21 protein-coding genes are annotated in these 21,636 nt (G+C 70.2%); 7 read left to right on the top strand and 14 right to left on the bottom strand.

The genetic code is table 11. The features are described from left to right. Window positions 1-125: 125 nt before the first annotated feature. Window positions 126-1,550, bottom strand: coding sequence for a hypothetical protein (locus AB0A63_RS03625; protein WP_360384893.1), 1,425 nt, complete (start codon window positions 1,548-1,550; stop codon window positions 126-128). 213 nt (window positions 1,551-1,763) lie between these two features. Next, window positions 1,764-2,315, bottom strand: coding sequence for a D-alanyl-D-alanine carboxypeptidase family protein (locus AB0A63_RS03620; RefSeq protein WP_360384891.1), 552 nt, complete (start codon window positions 2,313-2,315; stop codon window positions 1,764-1,766). Window positions 2,316-2,585: 270 nt separating this feature from the next. Between AB0A63_RS03620 and AB0A63_RS03615 the strand changes: the two genes are divergently transcribed. Together AB0A63_RS03615 and AB0A63_RS03610 are read left to right on the top strand one after the other, a co-directional pair. Beyond that, complete coding sequence (locus AB0A63_RS03615) at window positions 2,586-2,975, top strand: SSI family serine proteinase inhibitor (protein WP_360384889.1); 390 nt, start codon at window positions 2,586-2,588, stop codon at window positions 2,973-2,975. A gap of 118 nt (window positions 2,976-3,093) precedes the next feature. Then, window positions 3,094-4,194: an ionic transporter y4hA gene (locus AB0A63_RS03610; RefSeq protein ID WP_360384887.1), complete on the top strand. Its 1,101-nt coding sequence runs from the start codon at window positions 3,094-3,096 to the stop codon at window positions 4,192-4,194. On the opposite strand, the gene AB0A63_RS03605 is transcribed toward AB0A63_RS03610, so the two are convergent. From AB0A63_RS03605 to AB0A63_RS03555, 11 genes are all read right to left on the bottom strand, one after another. Next, window positions 4,195-5,325 carry a glycosyltransferase gene (locus AB0A63_RS03605; RefSeq protein WP_360384885.1) on the bottom strand — a complete coding sequence of 377 codons (1,131 nt, stop codon included), beginning with the start codon at window positions 5,323-5,325 and terminating at the stop codon, window positions 4,195-4,197. It lies immediately after the preceding gene. Window positions 5,326-5,553: 228 nt separating this feature from the next. Then, window positions 5,554-7,353: a polyketide synthase gene (locus AB0A63_RS03600; protein ID WP_360384883.1), complete on the bottom strand. Its 1,800-nt coding sequence runs from the start codon at window positions 7,351-7,353 to the stop codon at window positions 5,554-5,556. Further along, window positions 7,350-8,228, bottom strand: a complete 879-nt coding sequence (locus AB0A63_RS03595) for an acyltransferase domain-containing protein (protein WP_360384881.1) — start codon at window positions 8,226-8,228, stop codon at window positions 7,350-7,352. Before AB0A63_RS03595 ends, AB0A63_RS03600 begins: the two co-directional genes overlap by 4 nt. Continuing rightward, entirely contained in the window at window positions 8,225-9,454 is a 1,230-nt protein-coding gene (locus AB0A63_RS03590) for a beta-ketoacyl synthase N-terminal-like domain-containing protein (RefSeq protein ID WP_360384879.1), read from the bottom strand. The genes AB0A63_RS03595 and AB0A63_RS03590 overlap by 4 nt, the downstream gene beginning before the upstream one ends. 10 nt (window positions 9,455-9,464) lie before the next feature. Then, entirely contained in the window at window positions 9,465-10,256 is a 792-nt protein-coding gene (locus AB0A63_RS03585; RefSeq protein ID WP_360384877.1) for a polyketide synthase, read from the bottom strand. Then, window positions 10,253-10,996: an enoyl-CoA hydratase/isomerase family protein gene (locus tag AB0A63_RS03580; RefSeq protein ID WP_360384875.1), complete on the bottom strand. Its 744-nt coding sequence runs from the start codon at window positions 10,994-10,996 to the stop codon at window positions 10,253-10,255. The genes AB0A63_RS03585 and AB0A63_RS03580 overlap by 4 nt, the downstream gene beginning before the upstream one ends. Beyond that, window positions 10,993-12,234, bottom strand: a complete 1,242-nt coding sequence (locus tag AB0A63_RS03575; RefSeq protein WP_360384873.1) for a hydroxymethylglutaryl-CoA synthase — start codon at window positions 12,232-12,234, stop codon at window positions 10,993-10,995. The genes AB0A63_RS03580 and AB0A63_RS03575 overlap by 4 nt, the downstream gene beginning before the upstream one ends. Continuing rightward, the gene (locus AB0A63_RS03570) at window positions 12,231-12,488 is read right to left on the bottom strand and encodes a phosphopantetheine-binding protein (protein WP_360384871.1); all 258 of its coding nucleotides are present in this window, start codon (window positions 12,486-12,488) and stop codon (window positions 12,231-12,233) included. Before AB0A63_RS03570 ends, AB0A63_RS03575 begins: the two co-directional genes overlap by 4 nt. A gap of 4 nt (window positions 12,489-12,492) precedes the next feature. Continuing rightward, window positions 12,493-12,753 (bottom strand): acyl carrier protein, encoded by a 261-nt coding sequence (locus tag AB0A63_RS03565; protein ID WP_360384869.1) that lies wholly within the window; start codon window positions 12,751-12,753, stop codon window positions 12,493-12,495. Window positions 12,754-12,784: 31 nt separating this feature from the next. After that, the gene (locus AB0A63_RS03560; protein ID WP_360384867.1) at window positions 12,785-13,921 is read right to left on the bottom strand and encodes a cytochrome P450; all 1,137 of its coding nucleotides are present in this window, start codon (window positions 13,919-13,921) and stop codon (window positions 12,785-12,787) included. Window positions 13,922-14,115: 194 nt separating this feature from the next. After that, the gene (locus AB0A63_RS03555) at window positions 14,116-15,570 is read right to left on the bottom strand and encodes an acyl-CoA carboxylase subunit beta (RefSeq protein ID WP_360384865.1); all 1,455 of its coding nucleotides are present in this window, start codon (window positions 15,568-15,570) and stop codon (window positions 14,116-14,118) included. 418 nt (window positions 15,571-15,988) lie between these two features. Between AB0A63_RS03555 and AB0A63_RS03550 the strand changes: the two genes are divergently transcribed. The 3 genes from AB0A63_RS03550 to AB0A63_RS03540 are packed head-to-tail and all read left to right on the top strand — an operon-like array spanning window position 15,989 to window position 18,535. Further along, a complete protein-coding gene (locus AB0A63_RS03550; RefSeq protein ID WP_360384863.1) occupies window positions 15,989-17,002 on the top strand; it encodes a beta-ketoacyl-ACP synthase III in 1,014 nt (337 codons plus the stop codon). A gap of 52 nt (window positions 17,003-17,054) precedes the next feature. After that, window positions 17,055-17,300, top strand: coding sequence for a phosphopantetheine-binding protein (locus AB0A63_RS03545; protein WP_360384861.1), 246 nt, complete (start codon window positions 17,055-17,057; stop codon window positions 17,298-17,300). A 32-nt stretch (window positions 17,301-17,332) separates the two neighbouring features. Then, window positions 17,333-18,535 (top strand): beta-ketoacyl-[acyl-carrier-protein] synthase family protein, encoded by a 1,203-nt coding sequence (locus tag AB0A63_RS03540; RefSeq protein ID WP_360384859.1) that lies wholly within the window; start codon window positions 17,333-17,335, stop codon window positions 18,533-18,535. Window positions 18,536-18,615: 80 nt separating this feature from the next. Here AB0A63_RS03540 and AB0A63_RS03535 read toward each other — a convergent pair whose 3' ends face one another. After that, a complete protein-coding gene (locus AB0A63_RS03535; protein WP_360384857.1) occupies window positions 18,616-19,278 on the bottom strand; it encodes a DUF6518 family protein in 663 nt (220 codons plus the stop codon). A 460-nt stretch (window positions 19,279-19,738) separates the two neighbouring features. Between AB0A63_RS03535 and AB0A63_RS03530 the strand changes: the two genes are divergently transcribed. Together AB0A63_RS03530 and AB0A63_RS03525 are read left to right on the top strand one after the other, a co-directional pair. Continuing rightward, entirely contained in the window at window positions 19,739-20,965 is a 1,227-nt protein-coding gene (locus AB0A63_RS03530) for a 2-isopropylmalate synthase (RefSeq protein ID WP_360384855.1), read from the top strand. Next, on the top strand, window positions 20,962-21,606 hold the full coding sequence (locus AB0A63_RS03525; RefSeq protein WP_360384853.1) for a hypothetical protein: 645 nt from the start codon (window positions 20,962-20,964) through the stop codon (window positions 21,604-21,606). The genes AB0A63_RS03530 and AB0A63_RS03525 overlap by 4 nt, the downstream gene beginning before the upstream one ends. Window positions 21,607-21,636 lie beyond the last annotated feature (30 nt).

Genomic DNA, 21,636 nt, shown 5'->3' with positions numbered 1-21,636 from the left:
GAACTGGACAAACCGACCGCTCAGGCGCCCGTTTGGTCCTGACCAAAGTGGCGCCTTCGGCGTGTCGCGCTCCCGCGGGCCGGCGAGCGGCCCTCGTGCCGCCGGTCGGCGACCACGGAGGCAGCTCACCAGAGGAAGACCATGCGCAGGAAGCTCACTATCAGCACCAGTCCCGGCACCAGCAGCAGGACCTTGCCGTAGATCTTGAGCAGGTGCGCGTTGGTCCGCATGTGCAGTCCGTGCCGGTACGACCCGATCGCCTTCAGCGCCTCCTGCAACGCGCGGGCGACGAAGAACGCCGGCTGGTTGGTGCGCCGCTTCTCCCCGGCGAACGGCCCCACCCGCTGCACGTGCGGCTCCCAGTCCGGCCCGAACGCGACGACGGCCGAGGTCCACCGGTTCTCGTCCACCGGCACACCCAGCGGTGTCGGCAGGTGCGTCTCCAGCCGCTGCGCCAGGTCGGGCCGCCCACCGGGGACGAGCAGCACGAGCTTGCCCGGCGGCTGCGTGCGGCACGCCTGGTCGACCTCCCACCACACCCCGTCGCCATCACCCAGTCGCAGCACGATGAGCTGCGCCTGGTCCATCAGCCGCAGCACGCCGCTCTGCCAGTCGTCACCGGGCAGGTAGAACCGTGCCGCGCCCAGCCGTGGCACGTCCTCGCCGGGAATCCCGACGGCCACCACCGGCCCGTACGCCCCCAACGCCCCGATGAGCTGCTCCTCGCGCGAGAGGATGCTGACCATCCCCGTCCACGCCATCTCCTCCTGCCCGTCAACCACGGACGCGGCCTGGTCGTCCCCGAAGTCGCGCAGGTACAGCACCGGCCGCCGCCAGTCGGCCCGCAACGCCTGCGCCGCACCCCGCACCGCCCGCGGCCGTGAGTACCGCAGCACGAAGTAGGCGATCGGCAACCCGATGACACCGCCGGCGAGGAAGATCCCCCGCACCCCCCACGGCAGCTCGTTGGCCCTGGTCGCGGCCACCACGGCGATGAACCCGGCCGTCAGCAGGACGTACCCGGCACCGGTGACGACGAGGAACACCGGCCGCCGCCACACCGGCCGCTTCGGCATGAACCGGGTGACCACCTCGACGACATCGGCGTTGGCCTTGTGCCGCTGATACCGGAACGCCAACGCCCCCACGGCCGCTATCGCCGCCACGACCAGCCACGGCACGGCGCGCGCACTCGTCCGGTCGAACTCCGCGTCGAGCTTGGCCCGGTCCTCCGGGATCTCCTCGGGCAGGTCGTTGGCGTAGCTCCTGGCCCGCTCGAACCGGCCCTCCGCGGCGACGTCGGCCCCGAGTTCGGCTGAGATGTAGGAGTGGCCGCCGCTGGGGTGGTGGACGTCGAACCAGCTCGCGATCGACCGCGCCTCGACGACGTCCTTGCGGTCGATCGCGGCCCGGAACGCCGCCGCCTTGGCGGGCGCGTCCTCGAACGCGACGCTCTTGCGCAGGTCGATGCCCGCGCTGATCGCGAGCATCAGGGCGACGTAGCCGAGGACGACGGCCACGGCGGTGACGATCTTGTTCCAGGTGCGCACGGCCCGATCCGATCACGTGGGCGGGCCTGGTCGTTCGGGAATGAACGCGGATAGCCCGAACCGCCCAGCGCCGGGGTGGGGCGCTGTTCAGGAGCGACGCCGACGACGGCGTAGGTGCGAGCCGTGCGGTGCTCTGATCCGGTAACGGGCGTTGTCGGATTGCGGTGACGCAACCTCACGCGCGCACCAGGCGTCTAGACCTTTACCGGGGAGTCAGCTGCCCGTCGCGCTCGGAACCAGAGCGGGGCAGCCGCCGGTGGGGTAGGCGGCGTTGTACTCGAAATGCCACTGCTCGTTTTCGTAACGGCGGCACCAGCCGAAGGTGCTGCCGTTCTTCTCGATCCATTTTGCGGATTCGATCGGCTGGATGTCGATCGCGTATCCGAGCACGTGCATCGACTTGTCCGGCGGCAGCACGTACCGGCCGGCGAGCTCCGCGTTGCCGAACTTCCCGACCGCGTCGTCGAACTCCTTCTGCTGCTGGCTTCGGCTGCGCTTGCCGTCGTTCAGGCAGAGCGTCACGCCCTGCTCGGTTGCCTTGGTGCGCAACGACTTCCACGCCTGCAGCACGTCACCGCGCAGGCCGTCGGGTGCTTCGTCGAGGTAGCGGGCGTCGATCGGGCACGGCGGCCCGGAAGGCGGGCCCGGCACCTCCTCGTAAATCGCCAGCGGCTTTCCGGCGTGCCGGTCGAAGACGAGCGTCAATCTGCCCAGGTGACCCAGCGCGCCGCCGGCGGAAACCACGAGTGTGACGATCAGCAACACGCCGAACACGACGCGTCTGGAGGTCTTGGACATGATTTCGATAATACGGTGTGCCCGTCATCGTCCGGTGACAACCGGTCGACAGGCGCGTCCCGGACGGCGTGGCGCAGAACACAGCCGTTCGGCCCAACCACGCTTTCGGCGCAACGTCGAAATGTGATCGGTGAACGCATCCTGGCCCCTTTCACCACGCTGATTCCGGGTGGCAACATCTGCGGCGGCCGAGAACCGGCCCGGTTTTTGCAGAAGGTCTCAGGAGGACCCGTTTCGATGTCCGCGCGCATTCTCGCGTTCGCCGCACTGCTCGTCTCGCTCTTCATCACCGCCGGTACCGCACAGGCGGCACCGCAGGTCGGTGGCACCGCTCTCGTGCTTGAGGTCCAGCACTCCGACGTGGCGGACAACGCCCACCGGGCGACCGTCCTGACCTGCGGGAGGACCGATGAGCACCCGCGCGGTGCGCAGGCCTGCGCAGCACTGGCCGCCGCTCGTGCCGACCTCGGTGCGATGGCGGCGGACGACCGGGCGTGCACGTTCGAGCACGCACCCGTCGAGGTGTCGATGTTCGGATTCTGGCGCGGTGCGCCCGTTCACCAGGTCCGCACGTTCCCGAACTCGTGCGTCATGCTGGCGCACACCGGTGCCTTGTTCGATTTCTAGGCACCACTGAGAATGTGGGGTGGGACGCGGCAGGGGCGTCCCACCTCACATTTTCGGCCATCGGAATGGGGGTCGCTTCGGATGGCGTGGGGTCGCGCCCGTGTGCGAGGGTGTGATCATGGCCGCCACCACCTCGCGCTTCCCCCTGCTCTCCTGGACGACCATCGCCCCCGCTCTCGGCGTGCTGCTCCTCGCTGTGACGTGGGGGCGCGACCTCGGGCCCGTGTTCGTGGTCCTGATCGCCGTCGTGCTCGCCGTGACCGTCCTCGCGGCCGTGCACCACGCCGAGGTCGTGGCGCTGAGAGTGGGGGAGCCGTTCGGATCTCTGGTTCTCGCGGTCGCGGTGACGGTCATCGAGGTGGCCCTGATCGTCACGCTGATGGTGTCCGGCGGCCCGGAGGCGGCATCACTCGCCCGTGACACGGTGTTCGCGGCGGTCATGATCACCACGAACGGCATCGTCGGCATCGCGTTGCTGCTCGGTGCGCTCAAGCACGGCACCACCCTCTTCAACGCCGAGGGCAGCGGCGGCGCGCTCGCCACCGTGATCGCCCTCGCCGCGCTCACGCTCGTGCTGCCGACGTTCACCACCACCACGCCCGGCCCCGAGTTCTCCAGCCCGCAGCTCGCGTTCGCCGCACTCGCCTCGCTCGCGCTGTGGGGGATGTTCGTCTTCACCCAGACCGTCCGGCACCGCGACTTCTTCCTGCCCGTCGACGCCGACGGCGTGATCGAGGCCGACGAGCACGCCGAGGCGCCGTCCGGCAAAGCCGCCCTGATGTCGCTGTTCCTGCTGCTCGTCGCGCTGGTCGCCGTCGTCGGCCTCGCGAAGATCGAGTCACCCGCGATCGAGGCCGGCGTGCGCGCGGTCGGCTTCCCGCAGTCGTTCGTCGGTGTCGTCATCGCACTGCTGGTGCTGCTGCCCGAGACCATCGCCGCCGCACGCGCCGCATTGCGCGACCGCATCCAGACCAGCCTCAACCTCGGCTACGGCTCGGCCATCGCGAGCATCGGCCTCACCATCCCGACCATCGCGCTCGCGACCGTGTGGCTCGACGGCCCGCTGCTGCTCGGTCTCGGCTCGACGCAGATGATCCTGCTGCTGCTCACCGTCCTGGTCAGCGTCCTGACCGTGGTGCCAGGACGCGCGACCCGGCTGCAGGGCGGCGTGCACCTGGTGCTGCTGGCGGCGTTCCTGTTCCTCGCCGTGAACCCGTAGTCAGGACCGGGAGCGGTTCGAACGCCTGCTTTCGTCTTCCACCAACGACTGCAGGTCAGCGACGAACGTCTCGAGTGGCGGCAGGGCCAGCATGTCGCGCTGGATCCGCCTGGCGTTGCCCCGGTACCGCGGGTCCTCCAGAACTGCCCGGCAGGCGGCCAAGATGTCGTCGGCACTCATGGCGTCCGTGCGCAGTTGCTCGCCGACGCCGGCCTCCGCGCACCTGCCTGCGTTGTACGGCTGCTCCGAGAACATGGGCATGCAGACGAGCGGGACGCCACATCGCATCGCTTCACGGACGCTGTTGTGACCGGCGTGCGTGACGAAGAGATCGCAGCACTCCAGCAGGAGCGGCTGGGGAACTGACTCCACGAGGACCACAGTGGACGGCAGGGAGCCGAACGCCTCGGGCGCGACGCCGCGTCCTGTGCTGACCACCGCGACGCAGTCCAGCTGCGCCAGGGCCGTGACGACGGATTTGAGCAGCGAGAGGCCGTCGGACGCGAACGCGGACAGCGTGCCCAGGCTCGCGAACACCCACGGCTTGTCGGTGGGCAGACCCGTCAGAACAGGCGGCAACGCCTCGCCCCGCCTTCCGGGGTGCTCGTGCCGGTAGGACTTGGAGCGGGGCACGGCGGCCTCTGCCGGGTCGTAGGTCTCGGGCATCAGGCAGGCGTGCAGGTGCCGGAAGCCGGCCTCCCCGGTGGGATCGGGCGGCAGGCCGAACGAGGCCCGGAGCGGGGCCATCAGCGGCGCGAGCGTGGAGGGCGGCGAGATCACGTTGATCGCGCCACCGATCGCGACGGAGGCGTGCGGCACGCCCAGCACCTCCGCGGCGAGCACACCGCCGAACTCGAGCGTGCTGCGGACGATGACGTCGGGGTTCCACCCCGAGGCGATGACGTCCTTCGCCATCGCCTCGGCCGGAGGGCCGATGAAGAAGTCGACCGTCCTCTCCATCGCCGAGAGCTCCGCGAACGTTCCACCGGACTCCGCCAGCGTCCGCTCGACGAGGTCCAGGATGTCGACCCCCGCCGGCAGGTGGTCGAACCCGTAGGCGGTGATGTCCTGGGCGGAGGTCGCGGCGGTGGCGATCCCGACCGTGTGCCCTGAAGCCTGAGCGGCTCTCATGACCGGTACCAGCGCCCGGATGTGGGACGGTGAGTTCGCGACGGTGAAGAGGATCCGCAAGGTCGTGCTCCGATCGTGGTGACCGCCCGCAGTGGCGGAACCCGGTGGCTGATGAGGGGTCACTGGTGGCAGTGGTCACGTCAACACAAGGCTGTGGGTGGACTGCCGGTGGAGGCAGCGCCGTCGCTCGGTGGAAGCGTGCTCATACTACGTTCCAGAGCACTCTCCTCAAGAGCCGAGTGAGCCGAAGGACTCGTGCCAGCACGAGATCCGGTCGAACGGGTAGGCGGACAGCGGAACTCGGCGCGGGCGCTGCTCTTCCGGCCACAGGACGTCCCACTCGACGCGCTCGCCGGTGAGCCAGCGAGCGGCGACCCGCAGCTCCGGCTCCGGCACGTCGTGGTCAGCGGTCGTCAGCTCCGCGGGGTCGACTGTGTCGTGCAGCACCAACGGATGCGGCTCGCCGCTTACGAATGCACGAGCCGCGACCGCGAACTCACCCGCGTCCTCGGCGAGGATGACGACCCGCTGGGCCAACTGGGCACGTCCCGTTTGGAGGGTCCACACGGCGGCGGTGAAGTCCGGTGGCGCGAGCCCCGGTCCGCCCGACGGGTCCTGCCTGCCGTGGGGGAGCAGGTCGGCCAGCTCGGTGAGCAACCGGTGCAGGCTGCGCTCGGTGCGTGCGCTCACCGGCACGGGCAGGCGGCCGGACCGGTGCCGGCCGCAGCTGTCGAGCTCCGGCGCTTCTTCCAGCACGATGTGGGCATTGGCCCCACCGACTCCCAGTGCGGTGATGCCGACCCTGCGGGGTGGGCCGTCAGGCCAGGGAACCGCTCGTGCCGCGATGTCCACCGGATCGCGGTTCGCGGGGATGTCGGGGTGCGGCGTGGTGAAACCGGCGGTGAGCGGGATCGTGCGATAACGCAGGACCTGCACCGCCTTGGCCAGGCTCGCCGCCCCCGCCGCGCCTTCGAGGTGACCGATGTTGCCCTTCACCGACCCCATCCACAGCTTGCCGCCGGGTCCGGCTGCGGTCGTCCGTCCCTCTTCCGACCGCAGCAGATCGACCACGGCCTGCACTTCGACGGGGTCGCCCTTGCCGGTGCCTGCCGCGTGCGACTCCATGTACCCCAGTGCGGAAGGAGGCAGACCTGCCTGCGCCAGCGCGCGGCTCATCAGCTCCACCTGGGACTCGGCGTCGGAACGCGTCAGCGTGCCACGCCGGCCGTCGTGGTTCAGCGCACTCCCCCTGATGACCGCGAGCACCGGGTCACCGTCGGCCACCGCGTCCTCCAGGCGTTTGAGGACGAAGCAGAACACCCCTTCACCGCGGACGTAGCCGTCGGCGTCCGCGCTGAAGCACCGGGCTTGCCCTGTCGGCGACAGAGCGCCGAACCGGTGCATCACGGCCTGCATGTGGCCGTGCAGGTAGATGTTCGGGCTCCCGGCGACCGCCAGGTCGAACTCACCCGCACGAAGCCCCGACACCGCTTGGGCCACCGCCGTCAGACCGCCCGCGCAGGCGGTGTCCAGCGTGATGCTGGGGCCCCGCAGGTCGAACTGGTGCGAAATCCGTGCCGAGGCGAAGGTCAGCAGAAGCCCGATCGCGCTGTACCGGTCGACGAGGTGCAGGTCCGCGGCGCGGTCGCGCATGTCGGAGCTCGTGGTGGAGACGAACACCCCGGCGTCGCGGCCGGCGAGCGAGTCGGGTGCCAGGCCGGCGCTCTCCAAGGCGTGCCAGGTGGCTTCGAGCATCAGGCGCTGCTGGGGGTCCATCCAGACGGCCATCCGCGGCGTGATCTGGAACAGTCCCGGCTCGAAGTCACCCACGTCCGGCAGCAGGGACACCACCGGGTCCGGTGTGCCGCCCAGGTCGGCGCGGTAGTCGTGCAACCGGCCGGGAGTCGCGGGGGCCGAGGTGCACCTGCCCTCGGCGAGCAGGCGCCAGAACGCGTCGGCGTCCTCCGCACCGGGCACCCGCGCGGCCATGCCGATGATGGCGACCGGCGCTGCTCCGCCGGCGCTCACCGCGCACCTCCCGTGGTGATGGAGAGCAGGTTCGCCGCGGCGGGGATCTGCCGCAACATCCTCACCAGCACCTGGCTGACGCCCGGTTGGTGGAAGGACACGTCCTGGAAGTTCTCGGCCACCCACGTCACGGACTGGTGCCAGCGCACCGGGCTGTGCACGTGCCGGACCAGGGAATCGGCGACGTCCGCCGCGCTGTGCGGACGCGCGGTCACGTTGGACACGACCGGAATGGCGGGCTCCTCGAAGGAGAACCGCTCCAGCTGCGCCCCGAAGTCAGCCGCGGCGTCCCGCATGTGACCGCTGTGGAACGCCCCGGTGATCGCCAGTCGCCGCACGTCCGCGGCACCGAGGTCGCGCATCACCTGTTCCGCCGAGGCGAGAGCGCTCTCGGGACCTGCCAGGACCGTCTGCGTCGGCGAGTTGAAGTTGACGGCCTCGACGCCCCGCAACCGCGGCTCGCCCAGTGCTCCGCAGACGGTCTCCTCCGCCAGCCCCTGCACGGCCGTCATCGCGCCGGCAGCCGCCTTGGAAGTGATCTCGGCGCGCAGCCGGACCAGCTCGAGCCCTTCGAGGAAGCCGAACACCCCCGCTGCCTCCAGGGCGTTGTACTCACCGAGGCTGTGCCCCAGCACGACATCGGGGCTCAGCCCGTCCTCGCGGGCGGCGCGCAGTGCCAGGGCGCTGACCACGTAGGTTGCGGGCTGGGTGTAGCGGGTCTGGGCGAGCCGCTCCTCATCGGCGCAGAGCTCACGCAGGTCGTAGCCGAGCGTCGCCGAGGCGGCTCCGGTCAGGGCGGGGAACCGCGCGAAGAGCTCGACCCCCATGTTCTGACGCTGCACGCCCTGTCCTGGGAACAGGAAAACGACGGTCATCGGGTTTCCCCCGTCTGGATGGTCTCGGTGGTGAGTGCGATGGAGGTGTTGATGCCGCTGAAACCGAAGCTGTTGGTGAGCGCCACCCGCCGGTCGAGCTGGCTGGAGGTGCGCCCCGCCAGACGTCCGCCCACACCGGGCATGGGACTGCTGGTGTTCGGGTTGCCGTGCACCCGGCCGCTCCGCAGCTGCACCACGGTGGCGATGAGCTCGACCAAGCCCGCCGCGGTGAGTGCGTGGCCGAGGAAAGCCTTGGTGGAGTTGACGAGCGGCCCCGCACCGACGCCGAAGACCTGGGCGATGGCGCTGGCCTCGCACTCGTCTCCGACCCGTGAACCGGTGGCGTGCGCGCTGAGATAACCGACATCGGCGGGTTCGATCCCGGCGGCGAGCATCGCGGCGCGCATGGCCTCGACCTGCCCGGCCGGGTCGGGTGCAGCGCCACGCCGGGCGTCAAGCCGTTGCCCGGCGCCCAGCAGAACCGCCAGCGGTTCCCGTGCCGTCCGGCCGGCTGGTTCCAGGACGACCGCCGCCGCGGCCGTTCCCGGCACGAAACCCTCCCGGTGCTCGTCGAACGGCCGGCACACCGGTTCCGGGCCGGGGTGGAGTGCGCCGCTGGTGCTCAGCGCGCGTGTTTCGGTCGGCGACAGCTCGCCTGCGGGAGCGACCACCAGGCACCGCTGCGCGTCGCCGGCGCGCAGCAGGCGCATCGCCTGGATGACCGCGACCGCTCCGCTGGCCGACGCGGCGCCCACGGTCCACCCCTCGGCACGCAGGCCGAGCAGCTCGCTCACCACACCCACGGTGTCGGTGTCCTGGTAGGCCACGGCATGGGTGGGACGCACCCGACGGACACCGCGCACCTCGTCCAGCACCGTGCGCGCCTGGTAGTCCATGGCCAGGTTGTTGCCTGCCACGATCAGCGCGCACCCGGCGAGCTCGGACGCCGTCAGCCCGGCCTCGCGGGCACACCGCACAGCGGCCACCGCCGCCGTCCTGGCCGGATCGGCGCTGCACCTCGTGGCGCGGCGCACCCGCGCGGCGTCCCCTGCATCCAGGTGGTGGACCTCCGGATCGTCGAGAAGACCCACCCAACCCCGGTGCACCGGAGGTGGTTCGCCGTCGGACAGCAGCACGTCCGCGAGCTGGTCGAGGCCGCTGAGCGAAGGGGTGAGCACGGTGGCGGCCCGCACCGCGACCGCGGCCCGGGCCGCCGGCGCGGTCATGACGTCGTGGTCATGACGTCGTGGTCCGCAGCAAGCCGTAACCCTCTTCGGTCAGCGAGACGACATCGGGCAGTTCGCGGGAGGTCATGTGCGGCTCCAGCTCCCTGTCCATCGCCGCGTCCGATCCCGCGAGGCACTTGCCCATCAGCTCGCGTTTGAGCAGTTCGAGACTGGCACGCGGCGAACGGGCGATCATCAGGGCCAGTTTCCGGGCCGTGGCCGGCACCTCGTCGTGCGCGACCACCTGCACACCGCAGCCGCGTTGCCTGAGCTCGATGCCGCGGTAACCGCGTGCGGTCAGCAACATCTCGGTGCCCAGCGCCTCCCCGATCTTGGCGGGGACGACGTAGGTCGCTCCGACGTACGGTGCGACGCCGTATTGCATGAAGTTGGCCGCGTAGTAGGACCGTTCGCTCAGCACGGCGACATCGGCGTAGAGCCCGAGCACGAGTCCGCCGCCCAGCGCGTGGCCCTGCATCTCGGCGACCACCGGCAGCGGACACGTCGCGAAGACCCTGGCGAAACGCCGGTACTCCGGCAGCGGCAGACCGTCGGCGATCCCGACCAGCGTTTCCCTGGTCGCTCCCGCGCAGAACACGGAAGACATGCCGGCCGCGATGACCACACGGGTGTCCGGGTGGCCGGTCGCCGCTTCCACCGCCTGGAAGAGGTGGTCCAGCCACTCCCTGCGGAACGTGTTGCCGTTCTCGGCATCGGCGAAGCGCACCGTGGCGATCGGCGCTTCGAACTCCACGGAGATCGGTCCGAACACCTGCTCGGGAACCGCGCTGTCGTCGCTCACAACAACCCCTCCGCCACCAGCGCCGTGATCCGCTGGGAGACCTTCGGATCGTTCAGACGCGCGCCGAACATCCGTTCGGCCATCAACCCGTACCGGTTGTCGGCCGGGAACAGGACCTGGTGCGCCTGCTTGAGGTCCGCGAGGGTGTCGCGGTCCGAGCGGCGCAACGAGAGCAGCACCTTGCGCATCGCCGCCCGCGGGTCGTCGCTCACGACGTCGACGAGCCCGATCCGCTCGGACTCGGCGGCGGTGAGCTGATCCGCGAGCATCGCCAGCCGGAGCGACCTGTGCTGTCCCACGCGGCGGGCGATCCACGGCATGATGATGGTGGGCAGCATGCCGAAGAACACCTCCGTGAGCTGAAAGGTCACCTCGGGCGAGGCGATCACGACGTCGCAGGCCGCGGCCAGACCGACCCCACCGCCACTGGCCCAGCCCTGCACGACGGCGATGGTGGGCACCGGTCCCGAGCTCATCCGGGTGAGCAGGTGCCACAGACCGGTGGTCAACCCCGTGAACTCGGCCTCGCCGAGCTCGGTGATGTGCGCGCCGGCGCAGAAGACCGGGCCGTCGGAGAGGAGTACGACGGCGCGGCAGCCCGGGTCGGCCTCTGCCTGGTCGAACGCGGCGTGCAGCCGGGCGATCAACGCCGGCGTGAGCGCGTTGCGGGACTCGGCGTCGTTGAGCTCCAGCACGAGGTGACCCGGTTTGGGGACCACTCGAAGACCGTCGGATGTCATGTCATGTCCTTGTCGCACCACAGGTACTCCCGGTGGTGATCCTTGATCGAACCGAGCATCAGCAACGGCCCTGTGGTGCGTGCGGCCGCGGTGACGAGGTCGCTGACGCCGCGGAGGCAGTCATCGGCGTCCGGTGTGCCCGGCAGGGTGCGGCGAGCAACGTCGAGCACGGCGTCATAGCGTTCGACGCTGATCTTCGTTCGCGCGGACAGCGCGGTGTCGAGCTGTGCTGCCGCCGGAGTGCCGTCGGTGTCCGCGGAAGCGGTGAGACCGATGAACTCGGACGAACACCCGCCTCCGTAGGAGTAGACGCCGAGCTCGTGACCGGTCGTCGTCGAATGGTGGCGCAACGAGCTCGCCAGGGCCATCAGGGTGCAGCCGGAGTAGATGTTGCCGACCTCGGCCGGGACCTCCAGCGAGGCGCTGACCCGCTTCTTGAAGTCCAGGTCGATCTCGGCGGCGTCCATCCCGGACAGTCGCCGTGCTGCGGTGCGGTGCGCTCCGCGCACCATTCCCGGGAACGGGGTGTGCATCGCCAGCGCGTCGAACGACGTGCCGAAATCGGACTCGGTGTGCTCGGAGTAGTTCTTGTACGAGCCGATGAGGCAGTCGATGTACGACATGATGGACAGGTCGACGTTGATCACGTCGACGTCGACCGCCGGCCGGCGGAAGTCGGTGTTGTCGAAGCTCCACAGGCCATAGCGGTCCGCGTGCCACCGCGCGAGGCGTGGCTCGCCGAGCAGGACCGCGATCGCTCCGGCGCCCTGGCTGGGTTCCGCGTAACTGCCCTGGACGGGAATCGGCGCGTCACCGGCGATGACCAGCGCCCTGCCGCGCCTCGACGAGGCGGCGAGCGAAGCGGCCGCCATCTGGAGAGCGGCGGCTCCGCCGTGACAGGCCTGCTTGACCTCGAACACCCGGCACGTCTTCGGCAGGTCGAGAAAGGCGTGAGCGAACGCCGCGGCGGACTTCGCGAGGTCGACACCGCTCTCGGTCGCCACGACCACCGTCTCGATGGTCGCCCTGCCCTCCGCGCCGAGGCGGTCGAGCACCGGTCGAGCGGCGTTGACCGCCATCGTGACTATGTCCTCGCACGGCAGCGCAACGCTCTTGCGCCGCATCAACAGGTTCGCGAGCCTCGCCGGTTCCAGGCCGCGGGCCTGGAACAGCTCGTCGACCTCGACCCGGGCCGTGCCGAAGTAGGCGCCGATGTCCTCGACGCCGACCGCGGTCATGACGGCACCTCTTCGAGGAGCAGCTCGGTCAGCTCGCCGAGGTTCGCGGCGTCACCGAACCGGTGCAACGCCGCGTCGATGCCCAGTGCCTCGACGGTACCGACCACGACGTCCATCCGGTCCATCGAATCGGCACCGAGCGAGCTCATGCTGGCGCTGGGCACGACCGCGGCGGGGTCGAGGTCCGGCAGCACCTCGAGCAGCTGCTCCTTCAGCACGGCGAAGACCTCCTCGCGACCGGTTCGGCTTCCCACCCCGTCACCCCGTGACGACGGGCTTGAGAGCAGCCGCCAGCAGGCGCACGCTGTCGTTGTCGTAGACGGTGTCGACCGTGATGACACCGTCGAACCTGGTGCGCAGCATGCTGACGAACTCGACGGCGAGGATCGAGTCCACGCCGACGTCGGCGAACGACCGGTCCAGCGGGACGTCCTCGGGCGCGAGCATCAGCAGCTCGGCGAGCACGTCGATGATCACGTTCTCCGCTTCGGTGTTCGTTCCGGCGAGGCGGTCGCTCATGTCGATCTCCGTTGTTCGGTGGTGGTGGCGGTCAGCGGGAGACCGGGTTCGGTCCGTCCTGCAGCAGCCGCACAGGTGCGGTCCGGTAGCCGGTGAAGGTGTTGGACCTGGTCGTGGTCGGTGGTCCGGTCAGGACGACGCGAAGCCGGTTCTCCACGAAGAACTCCAGCAGCGCGGTCAGCTGCGACCGGGCGATGACGGCGCCCAGGCAGTGGTGCGGCCCGAAACCGAAGGCCATGCCCGTGCCTTGCCCGCGCAGCGGGTCGAACACGTCCGGACTCCGGTAGCAGCGCGGATCCCGCAGAACCGCGCCGAGCACCACCCGCACGGTGTCGCCGCGGCGGATGTGCCGTCCGCCCAGCTCCACGTCACGACCCGCCGTCCTGCCGATCGTGGTGGTCGGTGCGGTCCAGCGCAGCGCCTCGTCGACGAAACCGGGCACCAGCTCCGGCGCGGCGGCGAGGCGGGGGTGCCAGTGCGGCTCCCTGGCGAGCAGCACGGCCAGCCCCGTGAAGGCCAGACGAGGTGCGACGGTGCCTCCGACGACGACACCGATCAGGTTGGAGAGCACGTCCTTGCGCGAGATCCGGCCGGCGCGTTCTGCCTCGTGCAGGTGGCCGATCAGGTTGTTCTGCCCGGCGTTGCGGTGTCCCACCAGCAGATCGCTGAAGATGCCCGCCGCCTTGGCGAGGGCCTGGCGCGCCGTCTCCCGGTCGGTACCGGTGAAGGCCTCCGGGCCCGTGTCACCGAGGATGCCCGCGACCTGGTCGCCGACCTCGGACATCCGCATCTCGTCCAGCCCCAGGAGATCGGCCATGGACGCCAGCGCGAGCGGCCATGCGATGTCGGCGTTGAAGTCGAACGCCGCGGTGTCGATGCGGGGCCGCACCAGGCGTTCGAGCGCTTCGGTCAAAGCCGCGGTACGCGTCTCGACGCGCCGTTTGGTGAACAGGTCCTTCATGGCGGAGCGCACGACGGCTCGATGTTCGCCATCCGTGGCGATCAGGATGCTGCCGCGCAACGGGTCCGGGTTGGCGGGCCCGTTCCACGGGAAGACACCCTGACCGGAGAGGAAGACGTCGTCGTCTCCCAGGACGACCTTCGACTCCTCGGCGCGGAAGACGCCCCAGAACTCGTCGCCGACAGCGGCGGACGCGAGCCTGTGCACAGCCGCGGCTTCGCGGAACCGGCTCAGCACGGCGTGCGGCTGTCCGTGGGAGAAGAGCTCGGCGGAACCGAAGTCAGGTGCTCCGGCAGCACATTCGGTGCAGCATGAAATCGCTTTCGCGGAAAGGGCAGCATCCTGCTGCGAAAGCACGTTGCCTCCAGATGGGCTCGTGGTCGCCGAGGCTTCGGGTGTCGTCACTGCGGCATGTTGTCGTGACTGTGACCAGGTTTCCGGGCGCGCATCAGCGGACGGATGACCTTGATGATCGCGTCGCGGGTCTCCGCAGGAGTGATCATGGCGTCGACCGCCTGGCGGGAAGTCGCCAGAGCCGGTGAGAGTGCCTCCGCGCGGTAGTTGTCGAGCAGCTCCTGGCGCCTGTCCGGATTCGCCGCGAGCTCGCGGCGGAACACGATCTCCACCGCACCTTCCGCGCCCATCACTCCGATTTCCGCCGTCGGCCAAGCGAAAACGCGGTCGGCACCGAGCTGTTTGGAGTTCATCACGATGTACGCCCCGCCGTACGCCTTGCGCAGGATCACGGTGACCCGCGGCACCGTGGCTTCCGCGAAGGCGTACAACAACTTGGCTCCGCGGCGGATGACGCCGTCGGTTTCTTGCGCCTTCCCCGGCATGAACCCCGGTGTGTCGACCAGGGTGACCAGGGGGAGGCCGAACGCGTCGCACATCCGCACGAACCGCGCGCCCTTCTCGGCCGCACGGGTGTTGAGCGTGCCGGCCAACGTGTTCGGCTGGTTGGCCACCACGCCCACCGGCATCCCGTCGAGGCGCGCGAAGCCGATGACGATGTTCGGGGCGTAGTGCGGTTGGAGCTCGAGGAAGCTGTCCGCGTCGACCAGCCCGCGGACGACCTGCCGCACGTCGTAGGTCTTGCGCTGCTCCGCGGGGACCTCGGGAACCAGTTCCGGGTCTCGTGCCAGGTGCAGCGGCAGTTCGTCCCAGCAGGAGCTGGGCAGGTAGGACAGCACCCTGCGGACCAACGGGAACGCGTCCTCTGGACGTTCGGTCACGAGGTGCGCGAGACCTGACATCGCCGAGTGGACGTGGGCGCCGCCGAGGTCCTCGGCGGTGACCTCTTCGCTCGTCACGCTGCGCACCACCTTCGGGCCGGTGAGGAACATGTGGGCCCGGCGGTCCATCACGATCAGGTCGGTCAGCGCGGGGGAGTAGGCCGCACCACCGGCACATGCGCCGAGGATCACGCTGATCTGCGGGACGCGGCCGGACAGGGCCACGTTGCGGCGGAAGATCGACGCGTATCCGTCCAGGGCGGAGACGCCCTCCTGGATGCGCGCGCCGCCGGAGTCCAGCACGCCCACCACGGGGCACCGGGCCCGGTGCGCCTGGTCGAGCACTTGGACGATCTTCTGCGCGTGAGTGGCGCCCAGGGTGCCGCCGAGCACGGAGACGTCCTGCGCGAACACCGCCGCCGGCCGCGCGTCGATCTCGGCGGTGCCGGTGACCACGGCGTCACCGGCGGGTCGCTTCTCCTGCATGCCGAAAGCGGTGCACTGGTGCGTCGCCTCGGCACCGAACTCCAGCAGACTGCCAGGATCCACGAGTGCGCCCAGTGCGTTGCGGGCACCGAGCTTGACCGGCGTCAGCGCGGCGGTCGTGTGCGTCGTTGTCACGGAATTCCTGTTCCTGTCGACTTCGGGGAGAGCGACGTTCCTCGATCTTGTGACAAGGCAGGCGAGCCTTGTGCAGCACCGCCACGGGTGCGCTGAGCGGCCGGAGCAAGGACGACAGTGCGGCGGGGCGGGAGATCTCGCACTGCGGAGTACCGCAGTGCTCTGCCCCGCAGGTCCGAGCGGCAGGGTTTTCGTCCAAATGCAAGGTTGCGGCATTGTTTTCATCCTTTCGGTCCAAGGTGAGCGGCTCGCGCTGAGGTCCATTCGGGACTTGCCCACGTCATTTGATTTCCAATGAGCTCCGATTCAGCAGGTGAGGGCGTCGAGGATTGGATTCGCGAACGAGGTTGCGGATTTCCGCAGGCCGGGTCGGCTCGGCTCCGACCTAGCCTCACCCCGTGGACCAACGGGAGAACGCATGACAGCGGATCACCGCCGTGCCGCAGTTCTGTGCGGGATCGGGACGTGGTTGCCGCCGAGGGTGGTGACGAACGACGACCTCGCTCGGCAACTCGACACGTCGGACGCGTGGATCCGGTCCCGGACGGGAATCCGCGAGCGCCGTGTGATCGAGCCGGGCACGTCGACCTCGGACCTCGCGGTCGAGGCGGGGGCTCGCGCGCTGAAGTCCGCGGGTGGTGCGAACGCGGATCTGGTGGTCGTGGCCACCACGACACCGGACCACCCGTGCCCGTCGACCGCCCCAGAAGTTGCAAGCCGTCTCGGGATGGCCGGGGTGCCCGCCTTCGACCTGAACGCGGTGTGCGCGGGGTTCGTGTACTCACTCGCAACGGCCGCCGGGCACATCGCCGCGGGGACCGCCGAGCGCGTGCTGGTGATCGGCGCGGACACCTTCACCACCGTGCTGGACCCGCACGACCGCACGACCGCCGCCATCTTCGGAGACGGCGCGGGCGCGGTGGTCCTCCGTGCGGGGACGGCTGACGAGCCGGGCGCGCTCGGCCCGTTCGACCTCGGCTCGGACGGGACGAACGCGGACCTGCTCATCGTGCCTGCCGGTGGATCCAGGCAGCGCGGTTCCGGGCGGCCTCCCGACCCCGCGGACGCCTACTTCCGGATGGACGGTCCGCCGGTGTTCCGCAACGCCGTCACGAGGATGAGCGAGTCCGCCACCAAGGTGCTCGCCCACGCCGGCTGGCGGATCGAGGAAGTGGACCGGTTCGCCTGCCACCAGGCGAACGCGCGGATCCTCTCGGCGGTGGCACGCAACCTCGAGGTGCCGGAAGACCGTGTCGTCAGGAACGTCGACCGGGTCGGCAACACCGTCGCCGCCTCCATCCCGCTCGTCCTCGCCGACGCGGCCGCGGCAGGTGACGTCGTCCCCGGCCACCGCGTCCTCATCACCTCCTTCGGCGCGGGCCTCAGCTGGGGCTCCACCGTGATCACCTGGCCCGACGTCGACCTCGGCTGACCCGGACGCCACCCCACCACCGAGTTCCACTCACATCCTGGAGAACCGCATCATGAGCAACAACGACACGCTGGACCGGCTGACCAAGCTGCTCGTCCTGCACTTCGGCGCGTCCGAACAGCGGGTCAACGGCGAGATCACCTTCGAGGAGCTGGACTTCGACTCGCTCGCACTGGTGGAGCTGGCGATGGTCGCCCAGAAGGAGTTCGGCGTCGAGGTGGACGAGCAGGAGATCACCCCCGACCAGTCCGTCCAGAGCGTCGCGGAGCTGATCGACGCGAGGGCGGTCACCGCCTGATGTCGTGGCCGGGTGCGGGTTTCCCAGCGGCTGTGACAGGGCTCGGTCTGGTGACGCCGGCGGGCATCGGTGTCGAGCCCTCCTGGCGACGCGTTCTCGCGGCGGAGGCGGCAGGAAGCCACGACCCGCTTCTCGCGGGCCTGCCCGTCGACTTCTCGTGCCGGGTGCCGGGATTCGACCCGGATGCCGTGCTGGGCAGGAGCGCGGCCTGGAGGCTGGACCGGTCGGCACAGCTCGCGGTCGTGGCCTTGCGGGAGGCGTTGCACGACTCAGGTCTCGACCAGTCCACCTGGGACGGAGCACGGGTCGCCGTGGTGCTCGGCAACGCACTGGGCGGTGTGCACACCTACGAACTGCAGCAGCGCCAGCTCGACTCCGCCGGCCCGAGTGCGGTCTCCCCGCTGCTCGTGCCGATGTGCGCACCCAACATGGTGGCGGGCCACCTCGCCATGGAGTGCGGTGCCGGCGGTCCGAACCTCGTCACGGCAACGGCCTGCGCGTCAGGTGCCACGGCGATCGGGACAGCACGCGACCTGTTGCGCAGCGGACGCTGCGACGTGGTGATCACCGGAGGCGCAGAGGCCGCGCTCGGTCGAACGATGATCACCGGGTTCACCAGGATGGGCGCGTTGTCCCGCCGCACCTCGGACCCGAACGCCGCGTCGCGGCCCTTCGACGCCGATCGCGACGGTTTCGTGGCGGCGGAGGGGGCTGCGATCCTCGTGCTGGAGCGCATCGCCGACGCAAGGGCCAGAGGTGCTCGCGTGCACGGGGTGATCAGGGGATACGGCGCGTCGGCGGATGCCCATCACGCGACGACTCCCGACCCGTCCGGTGCCGCGGTGGAGCGGGCGGTTCGCTCAGCACTGGACGACGCGGGTCTGGTGGCGGCGGATGTCGGCCACGTCAACGCGCACGGCACCTCGACGAAGATCAACGATGCCACGGAGGCCGGGCTGATCCAGCGCGTGTTCGGCGACCGCGTGGCGGTGACCTCCACCAAGGGCGTCATGGGACACGCTTTGGGCGCTGCGGGGGCGATCGAGGCCGTGTGCACGATTCTGGCGCTTCGCGACGGCGTCGTCCCGCCGACGGCGAACCTCGACACGCTCGACCCGAAGATCGAGCTCGACGTCGTGGCGAAGGCACCTCGGCTTGTGCCGCACGGGGTGGCGGTCAGCAACTCGTTCGGGTTCGGCGGCCAGAACGCCGTTCTCGTCGTGACCGCACCATGACGAGGCGGATCTTCACCGGGCCCGCGGCGCTGCACCGAGGCCGTGCTGTCAGTCAGGTGCCCATCTGGCGGAAGCGCGGCCTACAGGCCGGTCACGAGCGAGATCAACAGCAGGCAGCCCAGTGCGACGAACGAGAGCCCCGCTGAGACCGCGAGGCCGAGCCGGCGGTTGCGCGAGATCAGCAACGGCAACACCACCGCGAGCGCGCAGGCGGTGATCCCGGTGTCGCGGTAACCCAGCACGAACAGGTGCCACAGGCCCTCCATCCCGAACACCGCGCCCAGGGCTCCCGCGCCTGTCCAGTGCCGCCAACTCCGGCCGTGCCGCCACCAACCGCCGGCTGTCCCGAAGAGCGGGCCCGCGACGAGAGCCAGTGCCAGCCACACCGACGGCGCGTAGAGGTCGCCCATGCCGTCGCGGAAGAGTTCGGCGTACCCGTAGTAGCCGACGACCGCGCCGACCTGCGTCAGCGTGCCGGCGAGGATCGGGCGCCGGGACAGAGCGCCGGCGATGAACGCCGCGACGACCCAGATGGCGCCGGAGTTGGCCAGCGAGTTGACACTGCCGGGAAGAACGCCTTGTCCGAGGTTGGTCAGCACGCCGAGCAGCAGCCCGGCGGGAAAGCTGTAGATCATGCGGCTCAGAGTGCCGGTGGCCGTCCACTGGCGACATCGGCATTTCGGCCGATGCCCGGAGTTCGCCGCGCCAGGGGAAGCCGTTGTCGATGTCGTGGACGACCGCACCGCTTTGTTCGCCGATCTGCGATCTGTGTCACGCTCCGGCGGCTGAAGCGAGGTCTTCCGTTCGGCTTCCGGTGACGATTTCCCGACGTCACCACCGCTTGTGGGTGAACATGTCGTCACGGTCGTGGTCCGCGGCGTCCAGGTTCGCCGCCAGTACTGCGGAGTTCCGCAGTAGGGCGGATGCGCCGCTGGTTAGCCTGGGTGCGCATCAGCCGAAGGGCGGCACCCGCACAGATGAGGGTCGGCGGATCTTCTCGCCGTTGCGGCTTTCCGTGATGTGCGGGCGGTCGGACCGCTTCAGGATCGAGGCGTCGGCGCCGCGACGATTCACCGCATTCGGGTGAGGAGTTCTTTCTGCGCGAAATACCTCCCGAGCAGAGTCGGCTTCACCGGGAGAACACCGCGCAACGGCGGCGTGCGGGCGTCCGAGTTGACGAGAAGAGATTGGCAACGGTGCGCAATGACAGCTGAGCCGGATGTGGTGCGGGAATCGGCGTTGGCGGGCAAGGTCGTGCTCTGGGAGGAGTCGGCGCGGGACGGGGCGCAGGGCAAGACGCTGATGAGCCCTGACTTCCGGGTGTGGCTGGCGCGCGAGCAGGGGGCGGTGTTCGGTGAGGACGGTCCTCGGCACGTCGTGTTCGCCGCCGGTTTCCCCGCGGTGTGCAAGGAGGAGTTCGAGGCCGTGCGCCGGGTCGCGGTGGAGGCCGAGGGAACGGTGAGTCCCGCGGCGGTGTGCCGGGGCACGGCTGCGGACGTGCGGCAAGCGATCTCTTCCGTGCACGGCGTCGCGCACGCACGGGTGATGCTCGTGGTCCCGGCATCGGAGGCCATGTCGGAAGTGATGACGCACCGGCGGGCCGCTGAGGCCGTGCGCGCGGGTGCCGCCCTCGTGAGCGACTCGCTGGGTGCCGGGGTCGCGGTGGACGTGTGCCTGGCCGACGCGTCCCGTGCCGATCACGGTCTGCTCGCGGACGCCGCGCGTGAGCTGACGGCAGCGGGAGCGGGTGTGGTGTTCCTCGCGGACACCGTGGGAGACCAGTTGCCCGCCGAGGCGGGGGCCATGTTCGCGGCTGCGCGCTCCGAAGGTGTGGTGCTCGCTTCGCACGCGCACAACGACCTCGGCTTGGGCCTGGCCAACACGCTGGAAGCCCTGGGCAGTGGCGCGCGGGTGGTGTCCTCCTCCTGGTTGGGCGTTGCCGAGCGCTCCGGTCTGGTGGCGACCGAGCAGGTGCTGTTCCTGCTGGCCTACCGCGCCGACCGGGCGAAGGTGCTGCTCGGCGAGGACGCGGACCCGTGGTGCACGCCTCCGGACCTGACCCGGCTGCCCGGCCTGGCCCAGGCCGTCGCCGAGGAGATCGGTGTTCCGCTGGGGGTGACGACCCCGGTGGTGGGCACCGGTGTCGGCACGATCTCCACCGGCACTCCGTTCGTGCACCCCGAGCTGTTCCAGCCCTTCGCCCCGGAACAGCTGGGCATCACCCCGAGCGTCGTGCTCACCCACCTGGCCAGCGCCCGTGTCGTCACCGCCGTCGCCGGCCGCCTCGGGCACGAGCTCGACGTCACCGGCGCTCGCGCGGCGATGGCCTGGGTCAAGTCGCGCGCCTACCAGCAGGGCCACGCGGTCGTGGACGACCAGGCCTTCGCCCACTACCTCGACGGCGTGCGCGCGGGAGCGTTGCAGCGGTGATCGCCGACATCGAAGGTGTGCGAGCCGCACTGGCCAGGAACGCGGCGGTGGTCCTGCCGAACCCGGTCCCGCTGACGCACGTCGTCACCGCCACGACCCCGGCCGCGGTCAACGCCGCCAAGGGCCGACCGGCCGACCAGGCCGTCGCGGTGTGGGCGCACAGCCCCGACGTCCTCACCGAGATCATCTCGGCGACGACGCTCGCGCCCGCCGCTGTCGCCCTGGCGCACCGGCTGCTCGGCGACGAGCACGTCACCCTGCTCGTACCGACGTCGCCCGGTGTTCCCGCCTGGCTGGCGCCCGCCACCAGGGACGCCTGGACGTTGCTGTTCGGCGCTCGCTGGGCGCCGGTGCGCCCGGTGCTGGACTCGTTCCCCCTGCTGTACGTGAGCAGCGCGAACCGCACCGGCCACCCGCCGGTGGCCTCGACCGCCGACGCCCTCGCGATGTTCCCGCCCGGCACACCCGTGCTGGACCTCGCGGACAGCAGACCGGCGGAGCCGGTCCGGCGAGCCACCACGACGCTGCGCCTGCACCCCGACGGAGGCCTCGACCTGCACCGCCGCGGTGCCCAGGACCACCCGCACCGCGACACCACCGCCTACCTGGAGCACCTGCGTTCCCGTTACCCCGAGTCCTGATCCGATCCATGTGGCGTTCAACGGTGAACC

The organism is Lentzea sp. NPDC042327 (assembly GCF_040647275.1).
In the GTDB taxonomy this organism is placed as follows: Bacteria; Actinomycetota; Actinomycetes; order Mycobacteriales; family Pseudonocardiaceae; genus Lentzea.
The sequence above is the reverse complement of the archived record's forward strand: the minus strand, read 5'-3'. Positions and strand labels throughout refer to the sequence as shown.

Bases quoted from the DNA above. Each gene is read 5' to 3' on its own strand.
- AB0A63_RS03605 (WP_360384885.1), bottom strand. From the start codon at position 5,325: ATGAGAGCCGCTCAGGCTTCAGGGCACACGGTCGGGATCGCCACCGCC.
- AB0A63_RS03595 (WP_360384881.1), bottom strand. From the start codon at position 8,228: ATGACCGTCGTTTTCCTGTTCCCAGGACAGGGCGTGCAGCGTCAGAAC.
- AB0A63_RS03565 (WP_360384869.1), bottom strand. From the start codon at position 12,753: ATGAGCGACCGCCTCGCCGGAACGAACACCGAAGCGGAGAACGTGATC.
- AB0A63_RS03610 (WP_360384887.1), top strand. From the start codon at position 3,094: ATGGCCGCCACCACCTCGCGCTTCCCCCTGCTCTCCTGGACGACCATC.
- AB0A63_RS03575 (WP_360384873.1), bottom strand. From the start codon at position 12,234: ATGACCGCGGTCGGCGTCGAGGACATCGGCGCCTACTTCGGCACGGCC.
- AB0A63_RS03550 (WP_360384863.1), top strand. From the start codon at position 15,989: ATGACAGCGGATCACCGCCGTGCCGCAGTTCTGTGCGGGATCGGGACG.
- AB0A63_RS03615 (WP_360384889.1), top strand. From the start codon at position 2,586: ATGTCCGCGCGCATTCTCGCGTTCGCCGCACTGCTCGTCTCGCTCTTC.
- AB0A63_RS03545 (WP_360384861.1), top strand. From the start codon at position 17,055: ATGAGCAACAACGACACGCTGGACCGGCTGACCAAGCTGCTCGTCCTG.
- AB0A63_RS03580 (WP_360384875.1), bottom strand. From the start codon at position 10,996: ATGACATCCGACGGTCTTCGAGTGGTCCCCAAACCGGGTCACCTCGTG.
- AB0A63_RS03590 (WP_360384879.1), bottom strand. From the start codon at position 9,454: ATGACCGCGCCGGCGGCCCGGGCCGCGGTCGCGGTGCGGGCCGCCACC.
- AB0A63_RS03530 (WP_360384855.1), top strand. From the start codon at position 19,739: ATGACAGCTGAGCCGGATGTGGTGCGGGAATCGGCGTTGGCGGGCAAG.